This window comes from Bradyrhizobium sp. CAR08 (assembly GCF_052871955.1).
This window is the reverse complement of record NZ_JBIXJX010000004.1, coordinates 418,701-433,992: the sequence shown is the minus strand read 5'-3', so window position 1 is coordinate 433,992 and position 15,292 is coordinate 418,701. Positions and strand designations below refer to the sequence as shown.

Below are 15,292 nucleotides of genomic sequence, written 5' to 3'. Positions count from 1 at the left end.
GGGACAAGACGGCCCAAGGTTCCATTCCGAAAAGCGCCACCCGGCATGACCGAGCTCAAATCCGACCAGTTCGAGATGCGACGGCTGGAATCGCTCAGCAACACCATCTTTGGGGTCGCCATGACGCTGCTCGCCTACGATCTGCCTAGGGCCGCGGTCTTCACCAGCGCGCCGGACTGGAACGATCTCGCCCGGGTCTATTCCGGCAAGCTCGCGGGTCTTGCGCTCAGCTTCATCATCGCCGGCGTGTTCTGGATCAGCCATCACCGGCGGCTGGCGCGCCAGCCCGTCGGCAGCCGCGGCGCGGTGATCCTCAATTTGTTCTTCCTGCTGTCGATCGTGCTGCTGCCGGTGACCAACGGCCTCTACACCAACTACGCCACGAGCAGTGCGGTCGCCGTGCTCTACGGCCTGCACCTGACTGCAATCGCCGGCCTCAATGCCTGGCTGTGGTGGAGGATCTTGGGCGGCTGGCGCCAGGAGATCATGGCCTCGTTGTTTCCGCTGCTGGTGTTCATCCCGGGCACGGTCGTTGCGGCGTTCGCGCCGCAAGTCGCGCCGTTCGTGTGGTTCATCGCCTTCGGCGGGCTGCTGATCCAGCGCTTCTATGTCGGGCCCACCGGGACGGACAATTAGGCCTGCCGTTCATTCGCCGGAGGGCGTCGCGCCGAACCCGTCGGCCGGCACGTAAAGCTTGACCGGGCGGATTTCGTAGACCGCTGAGGGATTGACCTGGCGCAGCGTTCGCGCCGCCGCGATCGCCTCCTCTTCCGTGTCGTACTCGACGAGGTGGAAGCCCAGAAGCTGCTCCTTGGTCTCGGCAAATGGGCCGTCCAGCACGACCCCCGCGCCGGGGCCGCGCAAGGTGCGGGCCTTTCGGGTCTCATCCAGGCGGGCGGCCGGGCCAAAATGCCCGCTTGCCCGGAGGGGAGCCTGAACCTCGATGACCTTTGCCACGACCGCGGCGTCCTTCTCGGGCGTCCAGGACAAGATCTCGTCTTCCACGTGATAGGCCAGGATGGCGTAAAGCATCGTCACCTCGTTGATTTTCGCTGCGCGCGTCCAAAGGACGTATCACCACCGTCGCAGCCGACAATGGGGCTGCGGAAAATATTGCGTCGCGGGGTGCGGCGACGAAACCTTCCCGAAACCCGATTGCGGCCGAAAGGTGTGAACGCCGCGCGAAATCGGCGCGACTGATTGCCACCAAGAGCACTTCGGAGGCGGTCATGTCGACCATCAAGATCATCTGCGACGCGCGTCGGACGGGAAAGTCGGAGCTTGCGGATCTGCACGACCAGAGCGGCCACCATCGCTATTACGGCAGCTCGGCCGAGAGCGGCGGCGAGCGCATCGTTGAAAGCCGGCGCGGCAAGCGCCCGCGCGCAATAAACGTTTGCGGCTTCTAGGCCCAATGCTTGCGAAACAGCCTGCGACCATGAACGTCGTGCAGATATCGATCGCCGCGATGCCGTTCCTGCTCTCGCTCGCGAGCAGGTCCGGCAAGGCGATGGCGCCAAGCCTGCTGGCGGGCATCTTCACCGTGCTTCTCGGCAGCGAGCCGCCGTGGGCGGCCATGGCCTGGTGCGTCGGGCTGTTGATCGCGGCGGTTGCGGTGCGGGAGCGGACTCGCACGACCTAACCGCGTGTCACATCCCGCTCAGCACCTGCTTGATCAGGGTTTCCCGCAACCGGGCGATTTCGCCGCTCGCCTCCATCTGCTCGATCATCCTTCCGACCTTCGGCACGAGATCGCGATGCCGTTCATGCAGATGGTGGTAGATGCTGATGCGCTCGAGGGGTGGTGAGAGCGGGTGGATCCTGGCCTGGAGATTGAGTTTCCTCACCGCAGCCAACCCGCTGAAGAGGTCGGTGACCATCACGTCGATGCGGTCGGCGTCGAGCATCTTGACCATGTTGTCGAGGCTTGTCGTCGCCGTGACCCGGGTCATGCCGCGCGTACCGGCTTCCGACGAGCCGACGCCGCGTACGATGCCGATGCTGTAGTCCCTAATTGAATTCCAGCCGGCGACGTCGAACTGCAGTTTCGTGGTGAAGACAGTAGGCTCGATGTAATTGATCGCAGGTGTCACCTGGATCAGCGTCGGATAGTCGCGAGAGAGCGTTCCAATCCGCTGGACCTCGCCGTCGACCTCGCCGGTGCTCGACAGCGCGAGCGCGCGCTTGCCGGGCACATCCTCGAATTCGAGCTTGATGTTCAGCCGGGCATAGACCGCGCGGAGCATCTCGCCGCCGACATATTGATCGGGGATATCGGCGATGCGCGCCAGCCTGATGACCTCTTGCGCCTGCGACGGGCCTGCCGCGAGCAGCAACAGGCAGACCACGACTATCCGCCTCATGACGCATCTCCCTGGCCATGCCTCTTGGGCGTGCCCTGCTACCATCGGATTCCGGTGCCGCGATCTACCGGAGATGGCGGCTGCGCCGGTCCGCAACGTTGAGAGCGCGTTCCCGCTGTATGGCGGCTCCGGACTTTCACCGATGTCATTCTAGCACGCGAGGTGGTAGTTTGCCTGGGAATCCTGCTGCTGGGCGCAAGATATGACCCCGTCGAGCTCAAGCCGCCCAAGGGCCAACAGGATCATCGGCCGACAAGATCGCCACGTGTATCGCGTGCTGAGGCAGCGCCTCAACCGTTCACCTGCTCGCGGCTGCGATCGGTAAGCTGAGCAGGTGCCGCCATTTTCGAGGACATGGTGCATGGGCGACGCAGGTGACGATGATATCAAGCGTGGCCGTGCCATTGCGCCGGCGGCTGCGAAGCAGGATTTGACCGGCATCGGCGCCCCGCTCGCGCCTCCGATGTTCGCGGCGCTCCTGTCGCGGATCTTCAACTGGTTGCGCAGCGGCGTCGGGCCTCGGCTGCTTGCCGCCGTGCTGCTGTTCTCATCGGTCGTGACGCTGACCCTGACCGCGCTCCAGCTCTATCTGGATTACAATCGTGAGGTCGGACTGATTGAGACGCGGCTCGACGAGATCGGCCGCAGCACTACGGGCAGCCTCGGAGAGAGCCTGTGGAATCTCGACCAGAACCAGCTCAAGCTCCAGCTCGATGGCATTCTGCGGCTGCCTGACATCCGTGCGGCGGAAGTCCGCGAGATCGCCGATCGGCCAAATCCGATCCGTGTCGAAGTCGGCGAGCGAAACACCCGTTCGATCATGACCCGGGAATTTCCGCTGACCACCGTGTTGCAGGGGACCTCGCGCGCCATCGGCACGCTCCGGGTCGAGGCGACGCTGACCGACGTCTATCAGCAATTGCTGAACAGGGCCCTGGTCATTCTGGCAAGCCAGGCGGCAAAGACGTTCCTCGTCTCGTTGTTCATCATCTACATGTTTCATCTGCTGGTGACCCGGCATCTCGTCGCCATCGCTGAATACGTCGGCAAGTACAGCCTCGGACGGCCGCCGCCGCCGCTGCGCCTGGAGCGCCGGTCGCCTGACGATGCCGACGAGCTGGACAAGGTCGTCGTTGCTTTCAACGCCATGTGCGCCAACCTCGAACATGCCTATGGCGAGCTGCGCGAGGCCAATGGGAATCTCGAGCGTGACCTGAAGATCCGGCAGCGCGCCGAGGAGAACGCCCGCGCGAGCGAGCAGCGCTTCCGTGACTATGCCGAGACCGCATCCGACTGGTTCTGGGAGACCGGTCCGGATCACGTGTTCACCTATATTTCAGATCGGGCCGGTGCTTTCGGCATGGACCCCAAGGCGCTGATCGGCAGGCGCCGTTCAGACGCCGCCTTCGACCACGATGCCGAGCCGCAGAAATGGCGCAGTCACTGGGCCACGCTGGATCGCCACGAGCCGTTCCGGAAGTTCGAGTATCGCGGCCGCGATGCGGCTGGCCGCGCGCACCATTTCAGCGTTAACGGCCAGCCGGTGTTCAGCGCCGACGGACGCTTCATGGGGTATCGTGGTTCGGCTACTGATGTGACCGAGCAGCACGAGACGGAGGAGCGGCTTCGCCAGTCGCAGAAGATGGATGCGATCGGTCAGCTCACCGGTGGCGTCGCGCATGACTTCAACAATGTGCTCACTGTCATCACCGGCACCATCGAGATCATCCGGGAGGGACTGGCGGACAAGCCCGACCTCGCCGCGATCGCCCAGCTCATCGACGATGCGGCGGCGCGAGGCGCGGAGATCACCTCGCAGCTCTTGACCTTTGCGCGTCGCCACCCGCTGGAACCGCGCGAGATCGACGTCAACGGCCTCGTGCTCGAGACGGCGAAGCTGTTGAAGCCGATCCTGGGCGGAAACGTCGAAATCGTGACCCGCCTCGCGGACGACGCCTGGCCGGCGATGGCCGATCCGTCGCAGCTGTCGTCGGCGATCATCAATCTCGCCGTCAATGCGCGCGATGCGATGCCTGGCGGCGGCACGCTGACGCTCGAGACCGCAAACCGCGAATTCGATGGCGCGGATGGTGCCGGTGACGGCGACGCCACGCGCGGCGCCTTCATCATGGTCGCGGTGGCGGACACCGGCCATGGCATCCCCGCCGACATCCGCGACCGCGTGTTCGAGCCGTTCTTTACCACCAAAGGGGTCGGTCGCGGCACCGGGCTCGGCCTCAGCATGGTCTACGGCTTCGCCAAGCAGAGCGGCGGCAGCGTTGCGATCGAGAGTGAGGAAGGCCGCGGCACCGTGATTCGGCTGCTTCTGCCGCGATCTGCGGGCGGAGCGCAGGCGAGGGCCGGGTCGCTGCAGGCGCCCGCGGCGGCACGCGGGCACGAGACGATTCTCGTCGTCGAGGACGATCCGCTGGTGCAGGGCTATGTCATCGCCCAGCTCGGCAGCCTCGGCTATCGCACCCTCGCAGCCGGCGACGGCGCAACCGCGCTTGCGCTGGTTCAGCAGGGCGCCCAATTCGATCTGCTGTTCACCGACATCATCATGCCCGGCGGCATGAACGGGCAGGAACTGGCCGAGGCCGTGCGCCGCCTCCGCCCGGGGATGAGGGTGCTCTATACGTCCGGCTATACCGACAACGCCCTCGACCACGATGGTCATCTCGGTCCCGGCGTTGCGTTGCTGAGGAAGCCGTACCGGAAGGCGGACCTGTCATCGAGGATCCGCGAGGTGCTCGCCGGCGAGCCGCTCGCCTGAGCAGCCGGCGCGCGATGCCAACGAAAAAGGCGCGGCGGGGGAAGGCCCCCGTCGCGCCCGATTTCTTGCTCGCTGGTCCAGGGCTGAGAGCGCCCCGATGCCAAGCCTCTATTCAAGGCTTAGCGGGCGATCCCAGCGAGGTGACAGCGCTTGGTAAAAGACACTGGATCACCTCCTTTCGTTGGTTGCGGAAGATTTCAATATAGGCGGCAATTCCGCCATTGTTAAGGGGAGGCGGGTCCGGAGGACCCAGCGGCTGTTCGCAAGGCCGGGAAGGCGCTGGAAGCCCCATCTGGGCAGTTGATCTTGGGCAGTTGAGACCGCCGCCCGGCCGTGTTAGGGAGCCCCTGTCGCGGGTGTAGCTCAATGGTAGAGCAGCAGCCTTCCAAGCTGAATACGAGGGTTCGATTCCCTTCACCCGCTCCAATTATTTCAATAACTTAGCGCGTTAAGGCCTTTCCGTTCTGACAAGCCGCGCATTCTCATTCTGACAAACGTTCACTTTCCTTTCGCTTGTTTTGCACGGCGCTTGATGGGTTTCATTGCGCATCTTGCTTTGCCTGATCGTCGTCGTGCAGATAGTGCGCCATAGCTGCCGTCGACGACCACTGACCCTTCTTCATTAGCTGCGTTTCCGTTAGCCCGGATGTGCTTTGCTTCGGTCGTGCCGCGGTGGCGGCCGAAAGAGGTAAAAGTTAGCTCGGGCCGTAAACCTGCAGCCAAGATAATCCTCTTCGTGATGCGTTGGACTTGAGTCAGCGTCTCGCCCTTGCCAAACTAGGGTAGACTGCTCCCATCACGTCGCAACATCAGACCTCCTGTCGGACGCAGCTCCTTGATCGCGTCGAGCTCTGCCATTAGCAGCGGGTAAAGTGCCTTCCCCTTGGCGTTGAATAGGGGGTCCCCAGATCCAGTGCTGGTCTTGTAGTTGATGACGTAGACGTGGCTCGGGGGGCGGTAGTGATCAGCCGTGGAACGAATGAAAATGTGGGCCTCGCGTTGAAGCAACTCCCAGCCGATCAGTGCACTGGTGGCAAGCGACGGATAACCCATTTCGATCGCTTTCGTCCGGAAAGCTGCAAGCTCCGCAAAGGTCGCGTGCGACGTTTCGCGCGAACTGGACTGCAGGCCCATCTTTTCGAAGGGATTCCGAGGCGGGAGCAAGCCCGGATGTGCTCGGGAAATGGCGTTCCATGCGCTACGTGCGGTCTTCATCGCGTGATTGACCGTCGTACGGCGTTCGACCTTTTCGCCTTTCACTTCTTTGAAGAGCAGTCTTTCGAAGAGCTGATCGACGAAAGCGGTGTCAATACTTGCGACCCGGCGCGTCCCCAGTCGTCGGCCATCTTGCAAGATGTACTCACCGATTATTTTGATGCCAGTCTCATGAACCCGGCACTGACCGGGGCTCAAAGGCTGAAGTCGCTTAGCTGTCTTCTGGGGACCACGTTTGACGGTAGAGATGAACATCCAATCTACCGTGCCGATGACCACGCCAATGCCAATCGGATTTTGCGTCCTCGCCGCCCATGCGCCAGCTATCTGAAGCTCGACCTGAACAGCACATCCTGCAAGAACTCATCCTGCAGGATGCGGTGTACATACTGCCAGCAAGAGATGTTAGCGGCAGACGTAGCTGCCGTTAACCAGAACGCGGACACAGGCGGTGCCCACCGCAGCCGCACCAACTGCCGCGCCGCCTACGACCGCACGCCTGGTGGTGCGCCGTGCAACGCCGGCCACTGACACGGGTGTCAAGGGGCGTCCGACCCGTGCTTCTGCCCGGCCTAGCGAGAGCGACAGGCCTTCGTCGGCCGACCAGTCGATTGAGCCGGACACTCCGAGGGCGATCACGGCACCTGCGAGTGATAATTTTGTGAGCATGCCACGCTTCATGATGGTCTCCGTCCTGTGAGGGTGAATTTGGATCGCTCCATGGTTTGCTGCTCGGACCATTGATCAAGGTCAAGGAATCGCAAGAAAACGGTGCAGCTGGTAAGCGCGGGCGACACGCGAAGACGCTTCCAGCAGAATGGGGGCGGGAGCGAGCTTCTCCGACTCTTTACTTCTGCACGCAGAGCGGTCTCAGCGTCTCGTCGCTGCTGCGCGCTTTCGCGTATTCCATCAATGCCATCCGGGCTACCTCGCAACGCTCTGCGCTTGAAAACTCTTGTGTCGATATGACGGCGCCATTCGCGACGCCAAGCCAGCTGATGACGACCAGAACATAGGTCATGGTATCCTCCCCCTAGGCGTCGATCTCCTGAGCGCAGATTGGCGCGAGAGGCGGCGGCTCAATGAGCGCCGCCCATCGCGCCATCATCAAGCTCTATTGGCACACATACATGATGCCATCACCGCCCTTCACCAACGAGCCTGGGACGCATCCGGTGCAATTGCGCGCCGCATAGTCGGCCAGCCGCTATAGCCGTAACTCCACGATCCGCCGAAGTAATAGGCTCGCACCGCGTACCAGGGCAAACCGTCATTCGTGTGGTAGTGACCGCGATAATAAGGAGTGACGTACAATCGGGCGGCCGCTTGGGCGTTGTCGAGTCGCAGCGAGATCCCGCCTCGGTCGGTCAAGCCAATGAACAGCGTCGTGCCGCATACGAGCGCGGCGACGGCAACGGCAATCTTCCTTGCGCTTATCGACTTCATGGACGTTCTCAAAAAATGAACTTCAACGCCACAACAGGGCGGCGATTTGCGTTAGATCAAGGGAATCAAACAAATCGAATCTGCTTCTCCTTCGAATTCGCCGGGTCGGTTCGGATCAAATAATGCGAATCTGGAGGATAGCGCTCCAGCTCGACAAGTGCGGCCCGCCATCGGAAAGCTCGCTGTCACGGTGGCAGCGCCGGCTCTCTCTGCACTGGAGCCAAGTATGCAATTGTGCGAGTGCTTTTCGCCAGAATGCTTCAGGCAGTCGGGGACGAGCTCGGAGACGGCATCGCGGTTCGGGATCTGCTCTTCATCATCTCTGCCGATCGGTTCGTAGGATCCTGTTGCGCAGCGACCAATTTGCTGAACGCAAAGAAGAATCTGGCGACGATACCCTCGTCCGATCCGCGCTCATCACGAAGCGCCTCTGCCGCCATAAGCGACCAGCTTCTTGCCTCAGCCATCCAGACGGTGCGGTTTGCCGCATCCTCCCTTGCGAGCTGCCGACAAAGTGCTGCGCGCGAACTCAGCTCGAATTGACTCATCATCGTCCCTCCCTGCCAGAAGCTCGATGTACGCGGTGAGAACTCTGCGTTGCGTGCCACATCTCTGCAATTGACCTTCCGGTCATTGTACCAAGGGGCATGTCACAGCCACTGACCAAGCCGCGCGATACTACGCGAGGCGGTGTTGCGAAAATTCAGTTTGTTGATCTGGCTCAAGCGACGCCGCATTCGAACGCGGTGAACATTAGCCTGCTGCAGCGTGCGTGCGCTTACCAGTGAAGCGCCACCGATGCATCAGCAAGTGCTTCACCAGGGGCGCGCCGCGGCGGAAGCAACGGCGGCTCGATTTAGGCAGCCATGCCCATGCAGGTCGCATTTCTTCGCCAATCCTGCCGCCGTGGCCCGTTGCTTGCCAGACGAAGGTCTGCGGCGGCAATGGCGCCGACAATGCCCATCTCGCGATATCTGGTCTGTGTCGGCGGTGCGTTGCTCGCGATGCTCTTCGTTGTGGACGCCCTGGTGCCGGATCGGCCTGCCATCCACGGTGGAGCTGCGCGCTCCGCGACCATCCGCATCCATTCCGATTGGAAATTGCCCGAGCGGGTCGTTCTCGACACTAGCCTGCCGACGATTGTCGCAACCGACATCGCCAAGGTCGAGCCTGGTGCCCTGCCGGGCGCCGACTTCTCACAGAGGCGCGCTCGCGAGGCCTTTGCTCAGCTAGGAGCAGCCGATGCCGAACGACCGCCGGCGCGTCCGTCGACAAAGGCTGATGTGAAGCCGCAGCGTCAAAACAAAATTGCGAGGAGGCACATCGAAAGAAATATCCGGCTCGTCGCGCGGCCGCCGCAGTACGGCTGGTTTGGCAACCAGATTTGGTGAGCGTCTCCGATCGTCGCATCTTCGGAGGGGGCGCCCGCCATCGACGCTATCAACGAGTGCACGTCGAGGCATGGCCCAATCAAACGTGCTTCAAGATCGGGAGTAACTGTCATGAGTGAAACGTTAAGGTCTGACGGAATCGATCGTCGCGGGGCTTTTTCATTGCTCGGATGGGCCGCTGTATTCGGATTGGCGGCATCCGGCACGGTGCTGTTAGGAACAGAATTGTCGGCGCAGACGATCGGCATGGAGCGACGCCAGGAGAGGCGGGGAGCCCGCCACGAACGGCGTCAGGAACGGCGCACGGGCCGGACTGAACGCCGCCAGGAAAGGCGTACAGGGCGCACGGAGCGCCGTGAAGAGCGGCGCAACTAGGACGCCGACATGATCTCACCGATTATCGTTGGCCGGCAGATGTCTGCTTGATCGCGATCCGGAAGCTGGCGGATGCCGCAGACCTGGTACGTCACATTCGAGGTGCACAAGCGTGGGACCTTGCCGAAGCGGCGAAGTCCACGGGAGACACGCACATTCGAGAGCGAAGCCGAGGCGCGGGCTTTCGCGCGAGAGAAGTTCAATGAGGGATTGATCGTGTTTGCAGGCACGCTCAATCCCTTTTTGCCGCGACGGCTGATTCCCTCGAGCGACATTCCGTCCTGGATAGAGCAAGACCGAAGCGACGAGGTTGCCGGCCACGATGCCAAGCGCGATCCGGAGAAATAGGCAGCATGTCTTGGTGCTCATGCCGATGTCGAGTTCGAAATGTCTTGAGTGTTGCCATTATGGCACGTGGAGTTTGTGCCCTCGCCCGTAGAGTTTCAGCTGGAAGTTGGGGGATGATTGCAGTGCAACAAGCCGCCGTTCGAACAATTAAAAGCGGCCGGCAAGGAGAGAGCATGATGAAAAGACTTCTACTAGCAACCGTTGCTCTGGTGGCGCTGTGCACGGCGGGTACCGCCATGGCTGCCGATATGGCCGTAAAGGCGCCGCCACCGGCACCGATCATTCCGATCTACAATTGGACGGGGTTCTACATCGGCGGCAATGGTGGCTGGGCACAGAACCACAACTGCGTCGATTTCCTTGACGCGGCTGGCGTCGCCTTCGCTTCCGGCTGCCGCGACCGATCGGGTGGCGTTATCGGTGGGCAGCTCGGTTATCGCTGGCAAGCCAGCCAATGGGTGTTTGGTCTGGAAGCTCAGGGCGACTGGGCGGATCTGAGCAATCAGCGCGTCAGCCTGCTCGATCCGACGCTCTCTACGCGTACCAAGACGAGTGCCATCGGCCTCTTCACCGGCCAGATCGGCTACGCCTGGAACGCGTCATTATTCTACGTGAAGGGCGGCGCTGCGGTGACCGACAATCGCCTGAGCGTGCTTGATACGCCTTCCGGAGTCGAGCTCGCGGCGCAAAGCGCAACCCGCTGGGGCGGTGTCATCGGTGTCGGATTCGAGTATGGCTTCACCCCGAACTGGTCGGTGGGTCTCGAATACGACCATCTGTTCATGGGGCATCGGAATAATTCGTTCACGGTCGCCGATCCGCGCCTTGCCGCTTTTGTAAATGACCGGATCACCCAGGACGTGGATATGCTCACCGTGCGCTTCAACTACCGCTTCGGAGGGGCCAACCCGGTCGTCGCGAGGTACTGAACTCTCCCGGTTTGATGTCTTCAGGGGGCCGGCAGTCATGCCGGCCCTCATTTTTGCGGTCTCATCGTGCAAGCCAGTCAGCGTCTGCCGGCGCGATCGACCGGACCGCCGCGGTTGGTCGGAGTGCCGGACCGCACTGCTTCTCGTGCGGCAGCGCGCGCGACGGGATGCACTCCCAGGACGACGCCCGGTCTTGCGACGCAATGCGCGGGCTAGTCCACATATTGGCAGTATACGGCCGCGTTGGCGCTCTCAGGGCCCGCGAAGACGAGCCCGGGCACCAAGAGCGCGTTCTCAGGAAAAATCCGAGGCAGATCTACCAGCCGGAATAGTAGCTCCGCCGCGCATAGTAGCCGCCATAGCTACCGTAGGCGTCGTAGGCACTGGGCGGACAATATTCATAGCCGTATCCTCCGCCGTAAGAGGAGTATCCCCCGCCGTAGGATGGATATGCACCATAGTAGCCGGAACTTGCGATCGCGCCGCCGACCACAGCGCCCGCGACCACTGCACCGGAGCCCCAGCCGCGGTAGCCTCTATATCCGTAACCTCTGTAGCCATATCCGACGCCCCGATATCCCAAACCGCGATAGCCCAATCCCGCTCCGCGGTAGCCTCCGCCCCATCCGCCGCGATAACCCCAGCCTCCGTAGCGCACCTTCACCAGGTCACTATCGAGCGTGGCTCTCATGGGGCCGACATTGGTCGGCAAGGGCGCTGCTTCGCTTCCGGCTACAGAAATCATGGTGGTCGCGACAGTAAGAATTGCTGCAAATGCTCCTTTGATGAACCTCATCATATCCTCCACTGGTTTAAATCTCGACTGACCGGCGAGAGAAGAATTCCGTCACGCCGGCGGCACGACCGTGCACATGAAATGTTTGCGGTCGTTACCGGCTTGGCCTTGATTTGAATCAACGAGCGAGCTTGGAGGCCGTGAGCGGCTCCGGCCGGTCGCGGGTCCGCTTGCCCGAGGCGCGGCACCAGATGGATCGTCCTTAGGTCGCAGAGCGCGGCGGGCTTGAAGAACCTGCGAATATCGCGAACATTAATCGCAACGGCTTGATCTGCATCGTCGACAATACCAAAGCGGAGAGACCTGATGATCACAGTTCCGGAACTGGTGTCGCAAGCTCTGGGCGCGTTTCTGACGATGGAAACCAAGGACCGGTTCGGTGCCTCCCATGCCGGTCTGACCGAACTGCTTCCGTTCGCGGCCAAGCTCACCATGGAGTGCATCGGCAACAGCGATGCTCTCTATCACAACATCGAGCATACGTTGCTCGTGACCCTTGCCGGGCACGATATCCTGACGGGGCGCGCGCTGCTCCGGCCCACCACGGCAAACGACTATGCGAATTTCATTCTGGCGTGCCTTGCCCACGACATAGGATACGTCCGCGGCGTCGTTCAGGGCGATGAGGACAATCTGTTCATTGCGGACGTGACCGGCAAAACGGTTCGTCTGCCGCGAGGATCGTCTGATGCAGCTCTCGCGCCATACCATGTCGATCGCTCGAAGCTGTTCGTGCTGGAACGGCTGGATTCCGTCGAGCAGGTGGATGCTGACCGGGTCTCTCGGGCGATCGAATACACCCGGTTTCCTTACACGATGTCTTCGAATGACAGCCTCATTGAAGAGGAGGGATTGCTGTTACGGGCCGCCGATCTCATCGGTCAGCTCGGCGATCCCAACTATCTGAAGAAGTCCAACGCGCTGTTCTACGAATTCGAGGAGATCGGTCTCAACAAGACCTTGGGCTACGCGACACCGGCGGATATCGTTTACAAATATCCACAATTCTATTGGAGTAACGTAGCTCCCCAGATCCAGCCGGCGATACGTTATCTCAACGTGACGTCCCGAGGCCGGCAATGGATCGCGAGTCTCTACGGCAACGTATTTCGGGCCGAGCGCGAGCTGACTCTGTCCGGACCACAGCCCTAGACCGGACCGCAGCCCTAGAAGAGGCTCGACGCTTGATCTGGATCAAGCGTGCGGCGTGAGAGCAGGGGCTAGTTCGCCTCAGCATGCGCGGCATGACTGAAGGCGCGTCCGTGAAAACACTCCGTCAGATATTCCCCGGAGACGAGATCATCCAGCTTCTGATCCGGCTCGGATTGCTGGGGCTGCTGCTCGTCTGGGCGCTCCTCCTGGTCCGTCCATTCATCCCCATATTGGCCTGGAGTGTCGTGCTTGCTGCTGCGCTGAACCCGGTGTTTCGGCGCCTCAGCGACATTCTCGGTGGGCGGCCGAAGCTTGCGGCGACGATCCTCACGCTCGTCAACCTGGCTGTGGTGATCGGACCGGCGACCTGGCTGGGCATGGGCGCGGTCGACGGGATCACGGATCTCGCCGCCCAGGTGACGGCTGGTGAATTGCATGTGCCTTCGCCCCCGCAGTCGCTCAAGGAGTGGCCACTCATCGGGCCTCAGCTCTTCGATCTCTGGGATCAGGCGACGACCAACCTCCGGTCGCTCTTGCGCGCGGTCGTGCCCTATTTGAAGCCATTCGCGACCACCTTGCTTGGGTTTGCCGGCAATGCCGGTGTGGGAACGGTCAAGTTTCTGCTGTCGGTGGCGGTGGCCGGCGTGCTGTTTCCGTATGGACCTCAACTCGTGGCCGCAGGGCGCAGCTTTCTGTCGCGCATCGTGCCGGACCAAAGCGAGCATTTTCTGGACTTGGCGGGAGCCACGATCCGTGCGGTGGCTCAAGGCGTGATCGGCGTTGCTATCATCCAGGCCTTGTTGGCGGGAATAGGTTTCAAGCTCGCCGGCATCGCCAGCGCAGGCCTTCTTGCCTTTGTGGTGCTGTTGCTGTCGATCGTGCAGATCGGCGGGACCATCGTCATCCTGCCGGTCATCATCTGGATCTGGACCGACAAGGAATTTCCGATCGCGCTCCTGCTGACGGTGTTTCTCGTGATCGTGTCGGTGCTCGACAATATCCTGAAACCGCTCGTCATGGGGCGCGGCCTGACCACGCCGGCGCTGGTCATCCTGATCGGAGTGATCGGCGGAACTCTCTTCCATGGAATTATCGGCCTCTTCATCGGACCGATCATTCTGTCTGTCGTCTGGGAATTGACAGTCGCCTGGATCCGCGCTGAACGGGCTGCGCCCGCACAGCTGGCAATCGAGCGTTGACCTCCATGAGCTCGATGGAAGCTCTCGGCTGAAGATACGACGACGGTCGGAGATGGTGGTGGAAATGCCTGGCTCGCCCGCTGACGTTGCTCTGACCGCCGGAGTCGATGCCGGGCGTCGGCATGCTGCAACATTTGCGGTGTGAGTGCCATGGACACCATTCTTGTCATCAATGCCGGCTCCTCTGATCTCCGATTCCAGATCTACTCTGTCGAAGGAGACGGCAGGCTACGGCAACGGCTCAAGGGGCAAATGGAGGGCATCGGGCGCTGTCCGCGCCTGCGGGCGAGCAAGGCTGGCGGTGGTCCGCTCGCCAATCGCGCTTACCTAGTCGAAGCAGTGCCGGATGTTGCGGCTGCGATGGACATCACCAGCACCTGGTTGCGGGACGAGCTTCATATAAATCCGATTGCAGTCGGGCACCGCGTCATTCACGGTTGTACAGAGCATGACCGGCCGGTCCTCATCGATCACGAAGTCCTGGCGTGCCTGGAGCGGTTGACCGCGTTGGCGCCGTTTGACCTCCCGCACAATCTGGCGCCAATCCGTTCGATCCTGGCAAATTTCCTGGCGCTCCCGCAGGTCGCCTGCTTCGACACCGCATTTCACCGAACGCGTGCCGCGGTCGCCGACGGTTGTGCCATTCCCCGTCAGCTCTATGCCGAGGGCGTACGACGCTACGGCTCTCATGGTCTCACTTACGAATATATTGCGAAGGCCTTGCCCAGGATTGCGCCGGAAATCGCGATGAGACGGGTGATAGTCGCGCATCTCGGGAGCGAGGCATCGATGTGCGCTCTCAGCGGTGGACTGAGCGTAGAGAGCACAATGGCCTTCACCGCGCTCGACGGATTGCCGATGGGAGTGCGAGCGGGGCAAATCGATCCGAAAGTCGCTGTCCGCGGTGATATGCGTCAGCTCGAAGCAAGCAAGGACGCGAGCGCGAAGTTCGCCATCGATCATTTCGTTTATCGAATCGGTCTCAACGCGGGCATGCTCGCAGCTGCGTTGCAGGGCCTTGACGCGTTCGTCTTCACGGCAGAGGTCGGCGACAACTCCGCATTGCTCCGTTCGCGCGTGGCGGAGCAGCTCGCATGGCTCGGTGTCAAGCTCGATGCAAAAGAGAACGCACTGCAATCGCGGCTGATATCGTCTCCAGCGAGCCGCATCCCGGTCTACGTCGTGCCCTCCGACGAGGATATCATGATCGCCAGGCACACGCTGGCACTGCTGATGAACCGTAGCCCGGGAGCGCCAAGCTGAGCGTCATGATCGGGCTCCCTGGTGGCCGGGGTGTGCGCAATG

17 protein-coding genes and 1 tRNA gene are annotated in these 15,292 nt (G+C 61.8%); 11 read left to right on the top strand and 7 right to left on the bottom strand.

Annotated elements, in window-relative coordinates; all coding sequences use genetic code 11:
• The first annotated feature begins 45 nt into the window (after positions 1 to 45).
• Entirely contained in the window at positions 46 to 636 is a 591-nt protein-coding gene (locus ACIPUD_RS12260) for a TMEM175 family protein (RefSeq protein ID WP_247299708.1), read from the top strand.
• Between the two features lie 9 nt (positions 637 to 645).
• On the opposite strand, the gene ACIPUD_RS12255 is transcribed toward ACIPUD_RS12260, so the two are convergent.
• On the bottom strand, positions 646 to 1,032 hold the full coding sequence (locus tag ACIPUD_RS12255) for a YciI family protein (protein ID WP_018458115.1): 387 nt from the start codon (positions 1,030 to 1,032) through the stop codon (positions 646 to 648).
• A gap of 197 nt (positions 1,033 to 1,229) precedes the next feature.
• Here ACIPUD_RS12255 and ACIPUD_RS12250 point away from each other — a divergent pair, with 197 nt between their 5' ends.
• Positions 1,230 to 1,409, top strand: coding sequence for a hypothetical protein (locus ACIPUD_RS12250; protein WP_446480727.1), 180 nt, complete (start codon positions 1,230 to 1,232; stop codon positions 1,407 to 1,409).
• Positions 1,410 to 1,438: 29 nt separating this feature from the next.
• Positions 1,439 to 1,642, top strand: coding sequence for a hypothetical protein (locus ACIPUD_RS12245; RefSeq protein ID WP_446480749.1), 204 nt, complete (start codon positions 1,439 to 1,441; stop codon positions 1,640 to 1,642).
• A gap of 7 nt (positions 1,643 to 1,649) precedes the next feature.
• On the opposite strand, the gene ACIPUD_RS12240 is transcribed toward ACIPUD_RS12245, so the two are convergent.
• Entirely contained in the window at positions 1,650 to 2,363 is a 714-nt protein-coding gene (locus ACIPUD_RS12240; protein WP_026233506.1) for a substrate-binding periplasmic protein, read from the bottom strand.
• A gap of 361 nt (positions 2,364 to 2,724) precedes the next feature.
• Between ACIPUD_RS12240 and ACIPUD_RS12235 the strand changes: the two genes are divergently transcribed.
• Together ACIPUD_RS12235 and ACIPUD_RS12230 are read left to right on the top strand one after the other, a co-directional pair.
• Positions 2,725 to 5,136 (top strand): ATP-binding protein, encoded by a 2,412-nt coding sequence (locus ACIPUD_RS12235; protein WP_446480726.1) that lies wholly within the window; start codon positions 2,725 to 2,727, stop codon positions 5,134 to 5,136.
• Positions 5,137 to 5,488: 352 nt separating this feature from the next.
• Positions 5,489 to 5,562 (top strand) — tRNA-Gly (locus ACIPUD_RS12230).
• A gap of 351 nt (positions 5,563 to 5,913) precedes the next feature.
• On the opposite strand, the gene ACIPUD_RS12225 is transcribed toward ACIPUD_RS12230, so the two are convergent.
• The 4 genes from ACIPUD_RS12225 to ACIPUD_RS12210 form a co-directional block, all read right to left on the bottom strand.
• Positions 5,914 to 6,606, bottom strand: coding sequence for a hypothetical protein (locus ACIPUD_RS12225; RefSeq protein ID WP_446480725.1), 693 nt, complete (start codon positions 6,604 to 6,606; stop codon positions 5,914 to 5,916).
• Between the two features lie 150 nt (positions 6,607 to 6,756).
• Positions 6,757 to 7,032, bottom strand: coding sequence for a hypothetical protein (locus tag ACIPUD_RS12220; RefSeq protein WP_446480724.1), 276 nt, complete (start codon positions 7,030 to 7,032; stop codon positions 6,757 to 6,759).
• 166 nt (positions 7,033 to 7,198) lie between these two features.
• Entirely contained in the window at positions 7,199 to 7,372 is a 174-nt protein-coding gene (locus tag ACIPUD_RS12215; protein ID WP_162847287.1) for a hypothetical protein, read from the bottom strand.
• 128 nt (positions 7,373 to 7,500) lie between these two features.
• A complete protein-coding gene (locus ACIPUD_RS12210; protein WP_240543347.1) occupies positions 7,501 to 7,797 on the bottom strand; it encodes a hypothetical protein in 297 nt (98 codons plus the stop codon).
• Positions 7,798 to 8,753: 956 nt separating this feature from the next.
• On the opposite strand from ACIPUD_RS12210, the gene ACIPUD_RS12205 reads away from it, so the two are divergent.
• The 3 genes from ACIPUD_RS12205 to ACIPUD_RS12195 all read left to right on the top strand — a co-directional run bounded on the left by ACIPUD_RS12205 (position 8,754) and on the right by ACIPUD_RS12195 (position 10,840).
• A complete protein-coding gene (locus tag ACIPUD_RS12205; RefSeq protein WP_446480723.1) occupies positions 8,754 to 9,188 on the top strand; it encodes a hypothetical protein in 435 nt (144 codons plus the stop codon).
• A 447-nt stretch (positions 9,189 to 9,635) separates the two neighbouring features.
• Positions 9,636 to 9,911, top strand: a complete 276-nt coding sequence (locus tag ACIPUD_RS12200) for a hypothetical protein (protein WP_085361859.1) — start codon at positions 9,636 to 9,638, stop codon at positions 9,909 to 9,911.
• Positions 9,912 to 10,084: 173 nt separating this feature from the next.
• Complete coding sequence (locus ACIPUD_RS12195; RefSeq protein ID WP_446480722.1) at positions 10,085 to 10,840, top strand: outer membrane protein; 756 nt, start codon at positions 10,085 to 10,087, stop codon at positions 10,838 to 10,840.
• A gap of 316 nt (positions 10,841 to 11,156) precedes the next feature.
• Here ACIPUD_RS12195 and ACIPUD_RS12190 read toward each other — a convergent pair whose 3' ends face one another.
• Positions 11,157 to 11,585: a hypothetical protein gene (locus ACIPUD_RS12190; RefSeq protein ID WP_446480721.1), complete on the bottom strand. Its 429-nt coding sequence runs from the start codon at positions 11,583 to 11,585 to the stop codon at positions 11,157 to 11,159.
• 357 nt (positions 11,586 to 11,942) lie between these two features.
• Here ACIPUD_RS12190 and ACIPUD_RS12185 point away from each other — a divergent pair, with 357 nt between their 5' ends.
• From ACIPUD_RS12185 to ACIPUD_RS12175, 3 genes are all read left to right on the top strand, one after another.
• On the top strand, positions 11,943 to 12,788 hold the full coding sequence (locus ACIPUD_RS12185; protein ID WP_446480720.1) for an HD domain-containing protein: 846 nt from the start codon (positions 11,943 to 11,945) through the stop codon (positions 12,786 to 12,788).
• An 83-nt stretch (positions 12,789 to 12,871) separates the two neighbouring features.
• Positions 12,872 to 13,987, top strand: a complete 1,116-nt coding sequence (locus ACIPUD_RS12180; RefSeq protein WP_446480719.1) for an AI-2E family transporter — start codon at positions 12,872 to 12,874, stop codon at positions 13,985 to 13,987.
• 150 nt (positions 13,988 to 14,137) lie between these two features.
• Positions 14,138 to 15,250 (top strand): acetate/propionate family kinase, encoded by a 1,113-nt coding sequence (locus ACIPUD_RS12175; RefSeq protein WP_085396295.1) that lies wholly within the window; start codon positions 14,138 to 14,140, stop codon positions 15,248 to 15,250.
• The last annotated feature ends 42 nt before the right edge of the window (positions 15,251 to 15,292 follow it).

Coding starts and splice junctions, on each gene's coding strand:
- ACIPUD_RS12225 (WP_446480725.1), bottom strand. CDS start 6,606: ATGTTCATCTCTACCGTCAAACGTGGTCCCCAGAAGACAGCTAAGCGA.
- ACIPUD_RS12190 (WP_446480721.1), bottom strand. CDS start 11,585: ATGATTTCTGTAGCCGGAAGCGAAGCAGCGCCCTTGCCGACCAATGTC.
- ACIPUD_RS12205 (WP_446480723.1), top strand. CDS start 8,754: ATGCCCATCTCGCGATATCTGGTCTGTGTCGGCGGTGCGTTGCTCGCG.
- ACIPUD_RS12245 (WP_446480749.1), top strand. CDS start 1,439: ATGAACGTCGTGCAGATATCGATCGCCGCGATGCCGTTCCTGCTCTCG.
- ACIPUD_RS12220 (WP_446480724.1), bottom strand. CDS start 7,032: ATGAAGCGTGGCATGCTCACAAAATTATCACTCGCAGGTGCCGTGATC.
- ACIPUD_RS12210 (WP_240543347.1), bottom strand. CDS start 7,797: ATGAAGTCGATAAGCGCAAGGAAGATTGCCGTTGCCGTCGCCGCGCTC.
- ACIPUD_RS12200 (WP_085361859.1), top strand. CDS start 9,636: ATGCCGCAGACCTGGTACGTCACATTCGAGGTGCACAAGCGTGGGACC.
- ACIPUD_RS12240 (WP_026233506.1), bottom strand. CDS start 2,363: ATGAGGCGGATAGTCGTGGTCTGCCTGTTGCTGCTCGCGGCAGGCCCG.
- ACIPUD_RS12195 (WP_446480722.1), top strand. CDS start 10,085: ATGATGAAAAGACTTCTACTAGCAACCGTTGCTCTGGTGGCGCTGTGC.
- ACIPUD_RS12180 (WP_446480719.1), top strand. CDS start 12,872: ATGCGCGGCATGACTGAAGGCGCGTCCGTGAAAACACTCCGTCAGATA.
- ACIPUD_RS12185 (WP_446480720.1), top strand. CDS start 11,943: ATGATCACAGTTCCGGAACTGGTGTCGCAAGCTCTGGGCGCGTTTCTG.
- ACIPUD_RS12255 (WP_018458115.1), bottom strand. CDS start 1,032: ATGCTTTACGCCATCCTGGCCTATCACGTGGAAGACGAGATCTTGTCC.
- ACIPUD_RS12260 (WP_247299708.1), top strand. CDS start 46: ATGACCGAGCTCAAATCCGACCAGTTCGAGATGCGACGGCTGGAATCG.
- ACIPUD_RS12250 (WP_446480727.1), top strand. CDS start 1,230: ATGTCGACCATCAAGATCATCTGCGACGCGCGTCGGACGGGAAAGTCG.
- ACIPUD_RS12215 (WP_162847287.1), bottom strand. CDS start 7,372: ATGACCTATGTTCTGGTCGTCATCAGCTGGCTTGGCGTCGCGAATGGC.
- ACIPUD_RS12175 (WP_085396295.1), top strand. CDS start 14,138: ATGGACACCATTCTTGTCATCAATGCCGGCTCCTCTGATCTCCGATTC.
- ACIPUD_RS12235 (WP_446480726.1), top strand. CDS start 2,725: ATGGGCGACGCAGGTGACGATGATATCAAGCGTGGCCGTGCCATTGCG.